The organism is Hyphomicrobium sp., from assembly GCF_009026145.1.
Taxonomy (GTDB): Bacteria; Pseudomonadota; Alphaproteobacteria; order Rhizobiales; family Hyphomicrobiaceae; genus Hyphomicrobium_A.
The window spans coordinates 165,018-181,693 of record NZ_WBUE01000006.1; the positions used below are offsets into that span (position 1 = coordinate 165,018).

Annotated in this window: 17 protein-coding genes; 11 read left to right on the forward strand and 6 right to left on the reverse strand. The window is 65.5% G+C overall.

The genetic code is table 11. The features are described from left to right. Nucleotides 1-103: 103 nt before the first annotated feature. Entirely contained in the window at nt 104-3,955 is a 3,852-nt protein-coding gene (locus F9K20_RS07590; protein ID WP_290999425.1) for a hydantoinase B/oxoprolinase family protein, read from the reverse strand. Nucleotides 3,956-4,140: 185 nt separating this feature from the next. On the opposite strand from F9K20_RS07590, the gene F9K20_RS07595 reads away from it, so the two are divergent. The 3 genes from F9K20_RS07595 (at nt 4,141) to F9K20_RS07605 (ending at nt 7,608) form a co-directional block, all read left to right on the forward strand. After that, a complete protein-coding gene (locus F9K20_RS07595) occupies nt 4,141-4,878 on the forward strand; it encodes a TerB family tellurite resistance protein (protein ID WP_290999428.1) in 738 nt (245 codons plus the stop codon). Continuing rightward, nucleotides 4,875-5,636 (forward strand): N-acetylmuramoyl-L-alanine amidase, encoded by a 762-nt coding sequence (locus tag F9K20_RS07600; RefSeq protein WP_290999431.1) that lies wholly within the window; start codon nt 4,875-4,877, stop codon nt 5,634-5,636. The genes F9K20_RS07595 and F9K20_RS07600 overlap by 4 nt, the downstream gene beginning before the upstream one ends. A 133-nt stretch (nt 5,637-5,769) precedes the next feature. Beyond that, nucleotides 5,770-7,608 carry an alpha/beta fold hydrolase gene (locus F9K20_RS07605; protein ID WP_290999434.1) on the forward strand — a complete coding sequence of 613 codons (1,839 nt, stop codon included), beginning with the start codon at nt 5,770-5,772 and terminating at the stop codon, nt 7,606-7,608. A 10-nt stretch (nt 7,609-7,618) separates the two neighbouring features. Here the strand turns inward: F9K20_RS07605 and F9K20_RS07610 are convergent, their stop codons facing one another. Further along, complete coding sequence (locus tag F9K20_RS07610; RefSeq protein WP_290999437.1) at nt 7,619-9,631, reverse strand: protein-L-isoaspartate(D-aspartate) O-methyltransferase; 2,013 nt, start codon at nt 9,629-9,631, stop codon at nt 7,619-7,621. A gap of 129 nt (nt 9,632-9,760) precedes the next feature. Here F9K20_RS07610 and F9K20_RS07615 point away from each other — a divergent pair, with 129 nt between their 5' ends. The 4 genes from F9K20_RS07615 to F9K20_RS07630 all read left to right on the forward strand — a co-directional run bounded on the left by F9K20_RS07615 (nt 9,761) and on the right by F9K20_RS07630 (nt 11,688). Next, nucleotides 9,761-10,690 (forward strand): hypothetical protein, encoded by a 930-nt coding sequence (locus F9K20_RS07615; RefSeq protein ID WP_290999440.1) that lies wholly within the window; start codon nt 9,761-9,763, stop codon nt 10,688-10,690. 65 nt (nt 10,691-10,755) lie between these two features. Beyond that, a complete protein-coding gene (locus tag F9K20_RS07620; RefSeq protein ID WP_290999443.1) occupies nt 10,756-10,989 on the forward strand; it encodes a hypothetical protein in 234 nt (77 codons plus the stop codon). Nucleotides 10,990-10,999: 10 nt separating this feature from the next. Beyond that, entirely contained in the window at nt 11,000-11,227 is a 228-nt protein-coding gene (locus F9K20_RS07625) for a hypothetical protein (protein WP_290999446.1), read from the forward strand. A gap of 38 nt (nt 11,228-11,265) precedes the next feature. Next, complete coding sequence (locus tag F9K20_RS07630; protein ID WP_290999449.1) at nt 11,266-11,688, forward strand: c-type cytochrome; 423 nt, start codon at nt 11,266-11,268, stop codon at nt 11,686-11,688. A 149-nt stretch (nt 11,689-11,837) separates the two neighbouring features. Here F9K20_RS07630 and F9K20_RS07635 read toward each other — a convergent pair whose 3' ends face one another. The 3 genes from F9K20_RS07635 to mntR form a co-directional block, all read right to left on the reverse strand. Continuing rightward, the gene (locus tag F9K20_RS07635) at nt 11,838-12,200 is read right to left on the reverse strand and encodes a phasin family protein (RefSeq protein ID WP_290999451.1); all 363 of its coding nucleotides are present in this window, start codon (nt 12,198-12,200) and stop codon (nt 11,838-11,840) included. 72 nt (nt 12,201-12,272) lie between these two features. After that, on the reverse strand, nt 12,273-12,806 hold the full coding sequence (locus F9K20_RS07640) for an Hsp20/alpha crystallin family protein (RefSeq protein WP_290999455.1): 534 nt from the start codon (nt 12,804-12,806) through the stop codon (nt 12,273-12,275). Between the two features lie 653 nt (nt 12,807-13,459). Beyond that, a complete protein-coding gene (gene mntR / locus F9K20_RS07645) occupies nt 13,460-13,903 on the reverse strand; it encodes a manganese-binding transcriptional regulator MntR (protein ID WP_290999457.1) in 444 nt (147 codons plus the stop codon). Nucleotides 13,904-14,153: 250 nt separating this feature from the next. Here mntR and F9K20_RS07650 point away from each other — a divergent pair, with 250 nt between their 5' ends. Both F9K20_RS07650 and F9K20_RS07655 read left to right on the forward strand, forming a co-directional pair. Next, on the forward strand, nt 14,154-14,894 hold the full coding sequence (locus tag F9K20_RS07650; protein WP_290999460.1) for a transporter: 741 nt from the start codon (nt 14,154-14,156) through the stop codon (nt 14,892-14,894). Between the two features lie 79 nt (nt 14,895-14,973). After that, a complete protein-coding gene (locus F9K20_RS07655; RefSeq protein ID WP_290999463.1) occupies nt 14,974-15,258 on the forward strand; it encodes a hypothetical protein in 285 nt (94 codons plus the stop codon). 77 nt (nt 15,259-15,335) lie between these two features. Here the strand turns inward: F9K20_RS07655 and F9K20_RS07660 are convergent, their stop codons facing one another. After that, a complete protein-coding gene (locus tag F9K20_RS07660) occupies nt 15,336-15,965 on the reverse strand; it encodes an SH3 domain-containing protein (RefSeq protein ID WP_290999465.1) in 630 nt (209 codons plus the stop codon). A gap of 301 nt (nt 15,966-16,266) precedes the next feature. Between F9K20_RS07660 and F9K20_RS07665 the strand changes: the two genes are divergently transcribed. Together F9K20_RS07665 and F9K20_RS21270 are read left to right on the forward strand one after the other, a co-directional pair. Next, on the forward strand, nt 16,267-16,476 hold the full coding sequence (locus tag F9K20_RS07665) for a cold-shock protein (protein WP_290999467.1): 210 nt from the start codon (nt 16,267-16,269) through the stop codon (nt 16,474-16,476). Nucleotides 16,477-16,554: 78 nt separating this feature from the next. After that, the coding region (locus tag F9K20_RS21270; protein ID WP_367238180.1) for a DUF6481 family protein at nt 16,555-16,676 on the forward strand (122 nt) is incomplete at its 3' end.

The window sequence follows — 16,676 nt, forward strand, 5'->3', positions numbered from 1 at the left end:
GGGTGCCGTGCCCGGCGCGCACAAGGGGCCGCAGCTCTCAATTCCCGAAAAGTCGGGCGCTGCGCCCCGATATGCCACAGGCATGGTGGAAACAGTGTAACGCTCAGGCGCGCCCGAAGCCGCCGCCGGTGGGGGTGATGATGACGATGGCGTCGCCCGCCTCGAGCTCGGTCTCGTCGCAGCCTTGCAGGTGATCGACGCGCCCGCTCGCGCGGCGCACAACGTTCTCGCCCGCTTCCCCAGGCTCGCCGCCCTCGACGCCGAACGGTGCTAAGCGGCGGTAGCCGGAAAGGATGGCGCAGTGCATGCGCTCCAGGAAGCGGATCACGCGCCGCGTGCCATCGCCGCTTTTCCATCTGCCCTTGCCGCCCGAGCCGCGGCGGATGGAGAACTCTTCCACCAGTACCGGATAGCGCAGCTCCAGGATCTCCGGATCGGTGAGGCGCGTATTGGTCATGTGCACGTGCACGGCCGCGGCGCCATCGAAGCCGGGGCCGGCCGGCGCGCCCGAGCACAACGTCTCGTAGTACTGCAGCTCGTCGTTGCCGAAGGTGAGGTTGTTCATCGTGCCCTGCGCCGACCCGAGCGCGCGCATCGCCGCGAACAGCGCGTTGGTGACGATCTGGCTCGTCTCCACGTTGCCGGCGACGACGGCGGCGGGATAGGTCGGGCGCAGCATCGAGCCCTCGGGAATGATGATCTCGATCGGCTTCAGGCAGCCGGCATTCATGGGGATCGGCTCGTCGACCATGACGCGGAAGGTGTAGAGCACGGCGGCGCGCGTCACGGGCTCGGGCGCGTTGAAGTTGTTTTCCTGCTGCGGGCTGGTGCCGGTGAAATCGACCTTGGCCGTGCGCTTGTCGCGATCCACCGTGATGCGCACCTCGACGGCGCTGCCCTGGTCGGTCTCGACGCGGAAGTGCCCGTCATCGAGCCGCGACAGCAGTCGGCGTACGGCTTCCTCGGCGTTGTCCTGCACGTGGCGCATATAGGCCTGCACGACGTCGAGCCCGAAGTGGGCGACCATGCGGCGGAGCTCGGCCTCGCCCTTGGCGTTGGCGGCGACCTGCGCCTTGAGGTCGGCGATGTTCTTATCGGGGCGCCGTGCCGGGTAGCTGGCGCCCGTGAGCAGCGCGCGCGTCTCCGCCTCGCGGAAGCGCCCGCCTTCGACCAGCTTGAAGTTGTCGATGAGGACGCCTTCCTCCTCGATGGTCGTGGCGCGCGGCGTCATCGAGCCGGGTGTCAGCCCGCCGATGTCCTCGTGGTGGCCGCGGCTCGCCACGTAGAACAGCACCTCGCGCCCCGGCTCGTCGAATACCGGCGTGACGACCGTGATGTCGGGCAGATGCGTGCCGCCGTTGTACGGCGCATTGAGCATGTAGCTGTCGCCCGGGCGCATTTCGGCCCCGCGCTCGCGAATGATGGCCTCGACCGAGCGATCCATCGAGCCGAGGTGCACCGGTAGATGCGGCGCGTTGGCGACCAGCGCGCCGGTCGCATCGAACACCGCGCACGAGAAATCGAGCCGCTCCTTGATGTTCACCGACTGCGCGGTGTTGCGTAAGGCTTCGCCCATCTGCTCGGCGATGGCCATGAACAGGTTGTTGAACACTTCGAGCAGGATGGGGTCGGCGGCGGCGCCGAGGCGCTCGCGCGGGCGCGGGGTGGCGCGCGTCAGGACGACATCGTTGCCCCGCGTAAGCGCCAGCTTCCAGCCGGGCTCGACGACGATGGTCTGGTGTGGCTCGATGACCAGTGCGGGGCCGCACAGCTCAGCGCCCGCCGCCAACGTCTCGCGCTGGATGACCGGCGCCTCGTGCCAGCTCCCGCGCGAATAGAACCGCGTCTTTTCCCCTCTCCTCGTTTCGTCAACGGGGAGAGGGTTAGGGTGAGGGGCGGCCGCTTGCGTTGCGGTTTGTTGCTGCCCCTCACCTCGACCCTCTCGTCGTGCCGAAGGCACGCTTTCAGCGTGACGCGAGCGGGGATAGGGGGAGCCGTCGCCGCCGCTGGCAGCGACCTCGATGGCGGCGGCGTAAATCGCCTTCTCCGGGGAGATGAAGCCGAAGCGCTGGCGATGTAGCGCTTCGAAATCGCGGCGCATGAAATGCGGCTCCGACAGCGGCACCGGCAGCGCCGTGTCGGTGCCCGCATAGCGCAGGTGCACGAAGCTCTCGATGGCGATGGCATCGTGCTCGACGCCCTCATCGAGCAGCTCCTCGGTCGCCGCGCTGCCGAGCTCGTAGGCCAGGCTCTCCAGCTCATCCATCGTCCCGTCGTTGAGCGGCGCCTCGATCGAGCGCTCGCGGCTCGCGCGCTGCGGCGCCAGGCCCATGCCGTAGGCGGAGAGCAGGCCTGACAGCGGGTGCACCAGCACCGTCTCGATGCCGAGCGTGTCGGCGATCAGGCAGGCGTGCTGCCCGCCGGCCGAGCCGAAGCAGTTGAGCGCGTACTCCGTCACATCGTAGCCGCGCTCGACCGAGATCTTCTTGATCGCGTTGGCCATGTTCTCCACCGCGATGCGGATGGCCCCGTCGGCGATCTCCTCCGCGCTGCGATCATCGCCAGCCTCGCGGGCGAGATCGGCGAAGGCGGCGTGCACGGTATCGGCGTCGAGCGGCTGATCGCGCGCCGGCCCGAAGATCTTCGGGAAGAATTGCGGGTCGAGCTTGCCGAGCATGACGTTGGCGTCGGTGACCGTCAGCGGGCCGCCGCGGCGATAGGCCTTCGGTCCCGGATTGGCGCCGGCGCTCTCCGGCCCGACGCGGAAGCGCGTGCCGTCGTAGGTGATGATCGAGCCACCGCCGGCCGCCACCGTGTGCACGCGCAACATCGGCACGGCGAGGCGCACCCCCGCGATATGCGTCTCGAAGGAGCGCTCGTACTCGCCGGCGAAGTGGGCAACGTCGGTTGACGTGCCGCCCATGTCGAAGCCGATGACCTTGTCGAAGCCGGCGCGCTTGCCCGTCTCCGCCATGCCGACGACGCCGCCGGCGGGGCCCGACAGGATGGCGTCGCGGCCGCGGAACATCTGCGCCGCCTTGAGCCCGCCGGACGAAGCCATGAACAGAATGTTCGGCCCAGTCCCTCTCCCCGCATCGGCGGGGAGAGGGATCCGAGCGGAGCTCGGCTCCGCCGAGACGTGAGGGGCAGAAATTGGCGGTGCGGCTTGTCGCTGCCCCTCACCCCAACCCTCTCGTCGTGCCGAAGGCACGCCTTCAGCATGACGTGAAGGACCGGGAGAGGGGGGAGAAAGCGCCGAGGATACACGCTCGACATAGCGGCGCAGAACGGGAGAGAGGTAGGCGTCGGCGACGGTGGTGTCGCCGCGCGGCACGAGCTTGATCAGCGGCGACACCTCGTGGCTCGCCGATACCTGTGAAAAGCCGAGGGCGCGCGCCAGCTCCGCCGCCCGGCGCTCGTGCTCGGGGTAGGCATAGGCGTGCATGAAGACGATGGCGACCGCGTCGATGCCGTCGGCCCGCGCGGTGCGCAGCTTCTCCTCCAGCGCGGCAAGATCGAGCCTGCGCTCGATGCTGCCGTCGGCGCGCACCCGCTCGTCCGCTTCGATGACACGGCGGTACAACATCTCCGGCTTGACGATGCGCTTGGCGAAAATCTCGGGTCGCGCCTGGGTGCCGATCTCCAGCTGATCCTTGAGGCCGCCGGTGATGACGAGCAGCGTCGGATCGCCCTTGCGCTCCAGGAGCGCGTTGGTAGCGACCGTGGTCCCCATTTTCACTGCCGCGATGCGCTCCGCGGGGATCGGTGCGGCGGCGGGCACTCCTAGAAACAGCCGGATCGCTTCCAGCGCCGCGTCGTCGTAGGCGCCGGGGTTCTCCGACAGCAGTTTGCGCGTGAAGAGGCGGCCGTCGGGCGCGCGCGCAACAACGTCGGTGAAGGTGCCGCCGCGGTCGATCCAGAAATGCCACTTTTCGTCGCTGGGCTGCGCCGCCATCCGGCATCCGTTCGAGAAATCCGCCGCCTCGTCAGCTATCGGGCGTCGCGGTAAGCGTCAACTACACTGCAACTTCGGCGCACAATCCCGCGAACTTCCGGCAATTGTCGCGACTTTAACGAAGTATGCCGCAACGCGTCGCTTCCGCCCTTCAAGTCGCCCGCGAATGTCGATATGGGTTTCCCATGCCGTGGAAAGCCATAGCTCAGGCGATCGGCATCGAGGCCGAAGGCGTTTCGATGCGCGACGCGCTGTCTTCGTGGTGGGAGCGCTTCACGCGCGACCGTGCCGCCAAGCGCACGCCCGGATACCGCACGGTCGCCTTCACCATCGCGGTGACGACGCTCGCCGCCAAGATGGCGAAGGCCGACGGCGTTGCGCTGCCCATCGAGGTACGCGCCTTCGAGCGGGTGTTCGACATTCCCGCCGGCGAGGAGGCAAATTTCCGCCGTCTCTACGATCTCGCCGCGCAGGATGTCGCCGGCTACGAGACCTATGCGGGAAAGATCGCGGCGCTGCTCGCCGATGAGCCGGACATGCTACGCGCGCTGCTCGAGTGCCTGTTCCACATCGCCGCCGCCGACGGCGTGTTGCACCCGGAAGAGGACCGGTTCCTGTCCACGGTCGCCGCGAGGTTCGGCCTCAGCCGCGGCGAGTTCCTCAGCGTGCGTGCCGGCTTCGTGAACGATCCCTGCAGTCCGTACCAGATCCTCGGCGTGCATCCGGACATCTCCGACGCCGATCTCAAGCTGCGCCACCGGGCGCTGGTACGCGAGCATCATCCCGATCGTCTGGCTGTGACCGGCGTCCCGCCGGAGCTGCGTTGCGCCGCTACCCGGCGGCTCGCCGCCATCAACGCAGCTTATGACGCCATCCTCGAGGAGCGCGGCCTCGCCGTCAGCCAGGCGGGAGAGCAGCAATGATCCTGAAGCCTGACTCTCCGCTCGTGCATGCGCTGCATCCCTCGCCCAACACCGAAGACCGCCGCAAGGGCTGCCGCCCCGACATGATCGTGCTGCACTACACGGGAATGCCATCGGCGCCGAAGGCGATCGGTTGGCTCGCCGACCCGAGGAGCAAAGTCTCCTGCCACTACGTGATCGACGAGGACGGCCACATCACGCAGATGGTAGCGGAAAGGGCGCGCGCCTGGCACGCGGGCGTCTCGCACTGGGCTGGCGAAAGCGATATCAACTCGGCCTCGATCGGCATCGAGATCCAGAACCCCGGCCACGAGCACGGCTATCCAAAATTCCCAGACGAGCAGATGCAGGCCATCGCCGCGCTATGCCGCGACATCGCCGCGCGCCGTGGGGTGCCGCCCGAGCGCATCCTCGCCCACTCCGACGTGGCCCCCGGGCGCAAGATCGATCCGGGCGAGAAGTTCGATTGGGGGTGGCTCGCCGAACAGGGCGTCGGGCATTGGGTAAGGCCGGCGCCCCTGACAACGGACGCATGCACGCTGGATCAGAATGCGGCAGCCATCGATGAGGCGATGGCGCTGCTGAGCGACTATGGCTTTGGGGTCGAGAACGGCGAGCGCGACGACTGGTTTGCCGTGCTGGTGCGCTCGTTTCAGCTGCATTTCCGCCCGGCGCGCGCCGACGGACGCCTCGACGCCGGCACGCTCGATACCCTGCGGCGGCTTGTTGCCGCGCTTCCCGCCCGCGCAACGTGCTGAATCCCCCTCCGCGCTGGCACAGTCCGCCTGCGCGAGCTCGACGCAGCCGGCAATTGACCCCTGTCAACGCGCCGTTGAGACCTTAGCTTTAGATAGTTCAATCGGCAGTTGCTGGATCAACGCGGATATTTCGATGGCCGTTCGTCAAAGCACGCAGCTCATCGCGCGCCCTGCTCAGAGACTTCAGCCGAGCCCGCGTCCAAAGTGCCGCGAGCAGCCGGCGCCAAGACCGGCGGTCGAGGCCGATGATCCCTCGCTCGAGATCGCCGATGTCGTCGACCGCTCGGTGCACTTCCTCGTCTCGCGCTTCACACTGGGGCTGTCGCCGGCTGCGCTCTTGGAAGCCTACTTCGACTGGATCATCCATCTGCTCGCGGCACCCGGCAAGCGCTCACAGCTCGTGCACAAAGCGCTGCGCAAGTGGTTGCGCTTCCTGCATTACAGCGCTGCCGTCGCCAGCAATCCGAATTGTCCCGAGTGCTGCATCGAGCCGTTGCCGCAGGACAAGCGCTTTCGCGACGAGGCGTGGAAGTCGTGGCCATATAACCTCATCAGCCAGGCTTTCCTTTTGCAGCAGCAGTGGTGGCACAACGCGACCGTGGGCGTGCGCGGCGTCACGTGCCAGCATGAGCAGCAGGTCGAGTTCGCGACACGCCAGCTGCTGGATATGTTCTCTCCCTCGAACTTCATCCTGACCAATCCCGAGGTGCTGCATAAGACGCAGGCCGACTTCGGCATGAACCTCATGCGTGGATACTGGAACTTCGTCGAAGATTGGGAGCGAGCGAGCAACGGTCGCCCTCCGGTCGGTCTCGAGAATTTCAAGGTGGGCGAGAATCTCGCTACGACGGCCGGCGAGGTGATCTACCGCAACGAGCTGATCGAGCTCATCCAGTACGAGCCCCGCTGCAAGCGGGTGAAGGCCGAGCCCGTGCTCATCGTGCCGGCGTGGATCATGAAGTACTACATCCTCGACCTCAGCGCGCGGAACTCTCTCGTCAAATATCTCCTCGATCAGGGATTCACGGTCTTCATCATCTCGTGGAAGAACCCGACCTCCGATGACAGGAACCTCAGCCTCGAGGACTACCGGAAGCTAGGGGTCGAGGCGGCGCTCGGTGTGATCGAGACCATTGTACCGCAGCGCAAGGTCCACGCCGTAGGCTACTGCCTCGGCGGGACGCTCCTGGCGGCCGTTGCGGCCGGTCTGGCGCGCGACCGGCGCAACCATCTTGCCACGCTGACGCTGCTTGCCGCCCAGGTCGACTTCGAGGAGGCGGGCGAGCTCACGCTGTTCATCAACGAGGGACAGGTATCGTTCCTCGAGGACATGATGTGGGAGCAGGGCTACCTCGACGCCCGGCAGATGTCGGGCGCCTTTCAGCTCCTGCGCTCGAACGATCTCATCTGGTCGCGCATGGTACGCGACTATCTGATGGGCGAACGGCAGCCCCTGTTCGATCTCATGGCATGGAACGCCGATTCGACGCGCATGCCCTATCGGATGCATTCGGACTATTTGCGCCAGCTGTTCCTCAACAACGACCTTGCGGAGGGGCGCTATCTCATCGACGGGCGCACAGCGGCGCTCACTGACATACGGGCCCCAGTGTTTGCGGTGGCCACAGAGACCGATCACGTTGCGCCGTGGCGTTCGGTCTACAAGCTCAACCTGCTGCTCGACACCGACGTCACGTTCCTGCTGACGACCGGCGGCCACAACGCCGGCATCGTCTCGCCGCCGGGCAACGAATCGCGCGCTTATCGCGTCGCCAGCCGGACCGAGAGGGACGGCTACCTCGATCCCGAGAGCTGGTACAAGGCGGTATTGCCCCAGCAGGGCTCATGGTGGCCCGAATGGGTGAAGTGGCTGGCAGCGCGGTCTACGGGGCCGACCGATGCCATTGCTCCCGGCGGCGGCAAGCTCGCGCCGCTGTGCAAAGCCCCCGGCACCTACGTCCTGCAGACGTGAGCTTCGACCGTCACAGCCCGAACGGATAGGTGTCGGGCATGCCCTCGAGGTCGCGGGTGGCGAAAGGCGTCACTGCTTCCGTCTTGTCGAGCCAAATGTACTCGTCGAATTGCAGCGGGAGCACGGCCTGGAAGTAGTGACTGGCCAGCTCGGTTTCGGGCCGGTAGATGACGCCGATGGCGCGCTCGATGCGTGGAAACGCGAGGTGGTCGCGCAGGCCGACGGGCAAATTGGCTCCCATGCGCAGCATGAAATGCTCCTCCCCCGTCGTCTCGGTGACCGCATGACATTGCCGCTCGTGGCTCTTCGGCAATGATGGACGCACCGACATGACCTGCATCGGTGCGTCCCAATCGGAGGCTGCCGCGACGGTGCCGCTGTCGGTGCCGAAGCCGATGAGATAAGCTCTGCGCTCGAATTCGCGACGGCAGAGCTGGCCGATGTTGTGCTCCCCGCGACTCGACATCTCCGTCGCCGAGGCATCGCCTACGTGCGAGTTGTGCGCCCAGACGACGGCCTTGCTGTGCGGGCCGTAGTAGGCGAGCAGCGTCTTCAGCGTATCGAACATGTGCTGATCGCGCAGGTTCCACGACGCGCGCGAGCCGTAGTACATGACGCGGTAGTAGCGCTCCGCACTGGCGACGAGGCGCGCGTTCTGCACCGCGTCGAGATAGCGCTCGCCGTCGCGCAAGGCATACTCGCGTTGCCGCGATAGGATACCCGCCAGCATCAACGCCACCTCGTTCTCACAGGTGCGGTAGCCGCCGGTCAGGGCGGCGCGCCCGTAGGTGGCGGGGTCGGCCTGCCAAGGCGTCAGGCAGCCATATCGCTCGCGCGCGATCTTGGCCGACGTCGGATCGACCTCGTCGAGATAGTCGAGTACGGAGCGGATTGAGTTGTGCAAGCTGTAGAGGTCGAGCCCGTGAAAAGCGACGCGCTTGCCCGGCTCCATCCCGCGGTTGTGCTCCCGCAGCCAATCGACGAAGGCGCGCACCTCGGCATTGCGCCACATCCAGGTCGGAAAGCGCGCGAACGCCGTCCACTCAGAGGCCGGAAACTCGAAGTGGCGCACGTAATGGTCGATGCGCGCTGCATCCGGCCAATCACCCTCGATGGCAACGAAATTGAAGCCCGTTTTCTCGATCAGTGCGCGCGTGATGCGTTCACGCAGGCGATAGAATTCCGAGGTGCCGTGCGTTGCCTCGCCGATCAGCACGACGCGCGCTTCGCCGATGCGGCGCAGCAGCGGATCGAGATCTGCATCCTCGATGTACCCGAACGGCTCCGCCTCGGCGGCGAGCGCCTTGACGAGGGCGCCATCGACGCCCCCATCGCGCACGAGAGCGCGGCGCGCGCGTCTTGGCGCCGGCGCCTCCTCCGCCCAACCCTCCTCGCCGAGTAGCGGCACGAAGCGAACGTCAGCGATATCCTCGGTCTTGTACTCGTCCTCGCTGACGCGCGTTAGGCGGACGAGCTCCTGGGCGCGCGGATTGGTGCCGACGGGGATCACCAGCCGGCCGCCGACCCTCAATTGCTGCTTGAGCGAGCGCGGAACATCCGGTCCGCCCGCGGCCACGATGATGGCGTCGTACGGGGCATGCTCGGGCCATCCACGCGTGCCGTCGGCGTGCAGCACATGCACGTTGTCGTAGCCGAGGTCGGCAAGCTTCTCGGACGCCTTGGCGGCGAGCTCGCCGATGCGCTCGACCGTGTAGACCTCGCTGGCGATGCGCGAGAGGATGGCGGCGGCATAGCCGGACCCGGCGCCGATCTCGAGCACCTTCTCGCCTCCCGACAGGCCGAGCGCCTCGGTCATGAAGGCGACGATGTAGGGCTGCGAGATCGTCTGCTCCTCGCCGATCGGCAGCGGCGTGTCCTCGTAGGCATAGTCGCGCAGATGGGAGGGAAGGAATTGCTCGCGTGGCACGCTGCCCATGGCATCGAGCACAAGCGGCGAGCGCACGCCGCGCGCCGCGATGTGATGCTTAACCATGTATTGGCGCTGCTCAGCAAAGTCGCTCATTTCTTTGCTCCTCGCGCGAGCCTGGCGACAGCATTGGCCTTTGACAACGAGCCCGCCTTGACGCGGGTCAACGCCGGCTGTTGCGCGGCTAGGTAGTCAGTTCACGTCCAATGCATTGTCAGGGTGCCGATGGTGGCGCTGCAAGATGCCGACTACGTGCTCGCCAAGCTGGACTGGATGCGCGACAACGGCATCTGGCCGAATGGCCTACGCTACCTGTGGACGGATGCCTTCGGCGTCGTGCTTCTGGTCTCGCTCTACGAAGCGCTAGGCGACGATGAGTACATCGGCAACGCCGAATGGGTCGTTAGCGAAGTCGATCGGGTTCTCGGCCGACGGCGCGGCATTCGTATCGGCGAGGAGGAGGACCGTGACGGCCAGTACTTCCACTATCTGGCCATGTGGCTGTATGCGCTCGCCGTGTTGGGGCGCCACATCCCATCGTACCGGAACAAGGGCGTTGAGCTGGTGCACCAGATTCACGATGCCTTCGTGATACGCGGCCGTGGCGTCATCTGGAAGATGCAGGAAGATCTGAGCGGCCCCTATCCGGGTTATGGATTGGGCGCCCTCGATGCTTTCGACGGGTACGTATCCTACCGCTTGCTGGACGAGGCAGCGCTGGAGCGCGAGATCGAGGATATGCGCGCCATTATGGAGCGTCAGGTGCCGAGCCTCGTCGTCACGCAGGATCTCGGCATCGGCATGATGCTGTGGATGAGCCACTTCTTCCCCGGCGAGGGCTGGGCGCGCGTGCAGCGGCGCCGCTGCCTCGACATGCTCGATCAGATGTGGATGCCGGATGGCTATTTCTGCCGCGAGCCGTCGCTGCCGCATGTGAAGTTCGCGTTTACGAACTACGGTGTGTCCGTTGGCCTTCAGGCGGTCGGCACGATGGGCGATCGCGTCGAGCGGCTCAACGACTTCTTCGAGCGCTATCGCTCGGGCGATGAGTACGATCGCGCGGCCATAACGCACGTCATGGCCTGCAGCTCGCACTTTCCCGGGGCCTTGCTCGACGGCGGATTGGCGCCGCACTCCGAACGGCGAAGCGGCTGATCGAGATCAATTTGGGCCTGTCGCCGGTGCGCTAAGCATGATTCCGGGAATCAAAGGAGGACATCATGCAACCATCTCTCGTGCTGGCATCCGCGGCTGCATTCGCGGGCGTGCTACTGTCCAGCAACGCCAACGGTGGCGATCTCGGGCCGCCGCCGCCCGCCGCACCCATCGTCGATACCGTGAGCTATCGTTGCCTGCGCTGGAATGAGAAGTGCGAATGGCGTTGGGGCGCTGCGACGCCGCGCTATTACCGCTGCATGTGGCGGCATGGCTGTGCACCCGCTCCGCACCCATGAGGGAGCTCAGATGAGTCGCAACCGCATCGGCTATCTCACAGTCGTCGCCCTATCCTTCGTTTTGAACGGGTGGGCGCTGCTGCAGCACCTTTCCATGGTGCCGGCGCACGACGGCTTCATCGCCGCCGTTCTGCTGATCAATATGCTGGTAACGCCACTCGTCGTATGGGCGTCGTTCATCTTCGGGGAGGTTGCCATGGGGCCGCGTAGCGGGCGTCGCCGGCGCGAGGCGGCTTAGCAGATGCTGATATCCATTCGTCGACCAGGAGGAAAGTGATGCGTTCCAGTCGCACATCGCAACTATCGGCGTTCGCCTTGGCGATCCTGATGGGCACATGCGTGGGGGCAAGCGCGGCCGAGACGCGCCGCGCCGTGTTCGACGACGGCAAAATGGAATTCGAGGAAAACTGCACGGGCTGCCACGGCAAGGACGCCACGGGCACGGGCGAGCTGGCCGTCAAGCTCGTCAAGCCGCCGAGGGACTTGACTGCCATCGCGCAGCGCAACGGCGGTGAGTTCCCCTTCTGGCGCGTGTTCGACATCATCGCCGGTGATGCGCCGGTAGCTGGGCACGACACGTTTCAGATGCCGCTCTATTCGCAGCGCATGCGCGCCCAAGAGGGTACGCCCGGTTTCCTGCCCTCGCATGTGCGGGTGCTGGAGCTGACGCACTATCTCGAGAGCGTACAGAAGAAATGAGTGCCGGCGCCAAGTTCGCCCTCGCGTTCTTCGCCGGTATCGCTCTGGTCTATTTGGTGAACAGATTCCCACTTCCCGGCGCACTCATTGCCGGTGCCGTTGTCCTTATTGCCATCGTCGCCGCTGCACGGCAGCGGTGACTGCTCGCCCTAGGCGGCCCGGCGCTCCTCGTGCCGCTTCTCGGTCACGGCGGACAATCCCTGTGTGCCACGACCGAGATCCGCTAGCCGGCTCCATTCACCTTGATATTGGGCAATCGCCGTCTGCCAGTAGTCGAGCCAGGCTTGTTGCAGATCTTGCGGGGTACGGCATTGCGCCAGACGCTCTGGCAGCCGCACGTCTTCCCGTAGACGCCGCATGGTGAAGTCGGTCAGCTCGGAGGCGACTTCGATCGCCTGCGTGCACAACGCCTCGGTGAGCTTCGCGTTCGTCTCGATCATCGGCTGCGCCGAAAAGGCCCACGAGTTGAACTGCTCGAAAGGCTCGGCGTGCCGCTCTTTGTGCGTGGTCATATGCTACTCCGGGGAATAGGCCGGCGGCGCGCATGAAGCGCGCAACCGGCTCGTTCACAAGCGAAGGCGGCTCTAGCCGGCCTTCACGGCGATGGTCTTCTCGGTCGCCTGCGCTTCCGCCGTTTTCGGAAGGGTCACCGTCAACACGCCCTTGTTGAAGCTCGCCTCGATTTTTCCGGTATCGACGCCTGGCGGAATCTGGAAGCGCCGCTCGAAGGAGCCGTAGCGGCGCTCAGACAGATAGTAGTCCTTCCGCTTCTCTTCCTTCTCCTCCTTCTTCTCGCCGCGGATGGTCAGTGTGCCGTTGGCGACCTTGACCTCTATATTCTTCTCATCGAGGCCTGGGAGCTCGGCGGTCACCTCGTAAGTCTTGTCCTTTTCGACGACGTCGACGGCCGGAGATTGAGCCCACGTCAGCTCGCGCCGCCACAGCGGATCAAGGTCAAACGCGCTGCGGCGCAACGGGTTGCGCCAATCGAATTCCTCGAACGCGCGCTCTATCTCGCGGCGCAGGTTCTCGAACGGACGCCATTCACGCATCGGGGCTTGGCGCTCAATCGACTCCTCGCCGCCTTTGATGGGGAGTTTGGTGGCTGCTTCGGCCATGGCTATCCTCCTAGTTCACACTAGTTCACGCAGGATAATCCAAGTCTAGCGGGCTGCCGGTGGTCAGCATTGACAGCGATCAAGCGCGCAATCTGCATGCATTGACCGGGCTCAATGCAGCGGGCACCCGCGATGCGAGTGTTTCCCCACAGCTTCAAATTTGGAGAGTCTAGACATAGGAGACATTTATGAAAATTCGAGAGCTGATGCATGAAGGCATCGAGGTGATGCCGCCCGACACACCTGCTGTCGCGACAACGACAAGGGCGACGGAGGAGAAGCGCATTCGAGGCATTCCATCGTCAACGAAAACCGCCACCTGATCGGTAATCAGTATCGGCGACATATCTCAGGCGCTGCCGGGCAGCCTCACCGCTGAGGTGATGAAGGCCGTTTCGGCACATCATCCGTGACCGCGGTGTGTTCGACTGTCTTTGCGTTCGCCATGGCCATACCTCCGGATTGCGTATCCGAGCGCGCACAGCGCCAATGAGAGGCGAAGCGCCAAGTCGGCTTGCCTTCAGCATGGCGCCGTTGCTGAGAGATGCGCCGTCAACCCCGTCAATTCAACAGTCGGGGGCGTCCCCTAATATGTTGTTCAATAGAGAGTAGCCGTGCAGTCCGCAGCCGGGCCCCGGCGGGGCCGACCCCCACTACCGCAGGCGCCGACTCTTGCTCAGGAACCTGCGGAAGGCCTCGAGCGTCGTCTTGCTGACGTGATGCTCGAGGCCCTCGGCGTCCGCATCCGCGGTCTCGGCATCGACCCCTAGGGCGATGAGCAAATCTCGAACAACGTGGTGGCGTTCGCGCGAAGCGGTAGCCAGCTTGCGGCCCTTGTCGGTCAAGAAGATTGCGCGGTACGGCTGGCTGGTGACGAAGCCGTCGCGCTGCAGGCGCTGGATCGTATTGTTGACCGTGGCCTTGGTGACGCCGAGGCGCCCCGACAAGTCCACCACGCGTGCCTCGCCCTTCTCCTCGATGAGATCGGCAATGAGCTCGACGTAGTCCTCCGCCATTTCGATCTGATGCGCATCGCGGACGCGCCTGAAGCGCTCGGCGCGCCTTGCTGCATCGCGCTCGGGATCGATGGCTGACATTGGCTCTCCTGGGCTCCCAGTAAGACTTCTAACGCACGTTACCGTTGACAGCAAAGTTAGTCACGACTAACAAATGGAGCCGTAGCTAATTGTAGCGTTCGTTGCGTGGGGGGTTGGGGTGAAGGGCGTACGTGTCACGAGGGTTGCGGCCGGGATCTGCATGGCGCTGGGTACGGCCGGAGATGCGATCGCAGCCGACAAGGGTCACTATTCGCTTTTCAGACCTACGCCTGAACGCTTGTTGCGTGACATGACGACCGATCGCCCCGATACGACGGAGAGCCCCTTTACCGTCGATGCGGGACACGTCCAGATCGAAAGCAACCTCTTCGGCTACGCGCGCTCGCGCCCCGACGAGGAGGGCGCCGTCACCGACGCCTTCGAGCTCGCCACCACCAACATCAGGATTGGGCTGACCAACAATACGGAGGTCAACCTCGTCTGGCAGCCGTACGGTATGGCGCGCACGCGCCAGCTCAATCCGGCGGACACGCTGCGCGATTCCGGCGTCGGCGGCGTCGACATCCGTGGCAAGGTCAATCTTTGGGGCAACGACACGTTCGAAAAGACCGGCTCCGCGCTCGCGCTTCTACCTTACATCACGCTGCCCACGGACGAGGACAACGGGATCAGCCCCGAGCACGTCGAAGGCGGCGTGATCGTGCCGTTGGCCCTGGCGCTGCCGCACAACTTCGGTTTCGGGCTCAATGGCGGCGTGACCTGGGTGCGGAGCGATGCGACCGCGGGATACCACGCGGAGTATCTGGCCTCAGCGTCCCTCGCCTACGAATGGAGCGACAGGCTCGGCACCTACTACGAGGTGACCGCGACCTTCAACACCGAGGATGTGCGGGGCGACATTGTCATTCTCGCCACCGGCGTTACCTACGCGGTGACCGACAACCTGCAGCTCGACGCCGGCGTGAACTTCGGCGTCACCTCGGCCGCGGATCGCGTCAATCCGTTTGTCGGTGTGTCGCGGCGCTTCTAGCGCGGCACGGAACCCTATCGGCGCGTGCGGAGTTGGACCTTGCGGATGGCATGGTTAACAAGAAGAGGTTCCAACTCCCATGACCTATGCAAAATCGCTGCTTGCAGTGCTGGCGATTGGCGCCGGCGCGCTATTGGCCGCGCCGGCGATCGCTGCACCCACCGGGCCCGCAGGCGTCGCCAACGCTGGGCTGTCGAAGCCGGCTGCGGAGAAAGCGCACTGGCGGCCATATCGGCACTGTCACTGGCGGCGCGGATACCGCCGCTGCCATGGCTGGCGCGCTTACCGGAGCGGGCCGGGCATCCACCTCTACATCGGCCCCGGTCGTCGGCATCACCACCGGCACCATCGCCGTTGGCACTGACAGCGAAGGGCACCCGCAGCTTGGCGCCGCGGGTGCCCTGTCACTGTGGCGCTTGGCTTTGCAGCGCGCTCTAGATCTCAGTGCCGCCCGTGATGCTCGTCGCGCCGGTCGTGGCGGCGATCCCGGCGGTCGTCCCGGCGCTCTTCACGCCGCTCGTAGCGCTCCTCGTGGCGCTCGTGCCGGATGGCACGCTGCCAGCGTTCCGGCGGCGGGCGCATGCCGCGCGGCACGACGTAGCGCGAGCGCCACCAGCCGCGGTGACGCGGCCCGGGCGGCGGGGCGTACCAGCCCACGCGCGGACGGATGCGATAGCCGTACCAGTGGGCGCGATCCCTGTACCAGGGGCGACCGACGTAGTAGCGCCCCCAATAGTCCGCGGCCACGAAGGTCACGATGGGAATGCGGAAGAAGGCCGGCCCGTAGTCCGGCAGCAGCACCATCTCGCCGCGATAGTCGAAGGCGAGGTACTCGCTAAAGACCCAGCCGCGCTCCGGTCCCCACCGCACGTCGCACCAGGATTCATCGCGCAGGCAGCCTTCGATGTAGAGCGGCTCGCCCTCGGGGATGACGCCGACGCTGGGGAAGTCGATGTCGGGGCCGGTGCGCATGTTGACATTGGCCGTCGAGTAGCCGGGCTCGGCGTGCGCGGCGGCGACGCCGAGCGTGGCAACGGCGGCGGCAACGGCGAATAGCCTTCGCAGTCTCATTTCCGTGGATGCTCCGTGTTGGGGAAACCTTCGCGGCCATGAGAACCCCAACCGTGGCAGGCTGATGACAGGCGGCCTGCGACGGCATGCGTGCAGGTGGCGCAAGCGCATCGCTTCGCGTGCCCTTGCAGCCGGCTCCCATCCGTTCTATTTGAGCCCCTCGATTTGGCCGGACAATGTGGCCGCTACGCCTTGGCGATGCCAGGCGCACGATCAGAGCCTCTCCAACATCGAATTATCGGCGTCGAGACCGCGACTTTGCGGCCTTGCTCGCGCATCGTCATCCAATGAAGGACGCTTTATGCAAAAGGGCACCGTGAAGTTCTACAACGACCAAAAGGGTTTCGGCTTCATCACGCCGGACAACGGCGGCAAGGACGTGTTCGTCCACGCGACAGCGCTGGAGCGCGCCGGCATGCGCGCCCTGGTTGAAGGCCAGAAGGTCTCCTTCGACACGCAGGAGGACCGTCGCTCCGGCAAGATCGCCGTCGGCAACATCGAGGCCGCCTGAGACAGATATGGCAGCGGCGTCCTGATCTGCAGGGCGCCGCTTCTTCTTGCGCACGCTGAACAGACTGATTGGAGTGAGATGAAGGCCTTTAGAGACCCCACATTCAGCGACCGGCTGGTCAGATCCACGGCCGCCAAGACCGCCGCGCTGGAGCGCTTCCGCGCCAGGGCGAACGATCCGGCGGTCGCCGAGCAACGCGC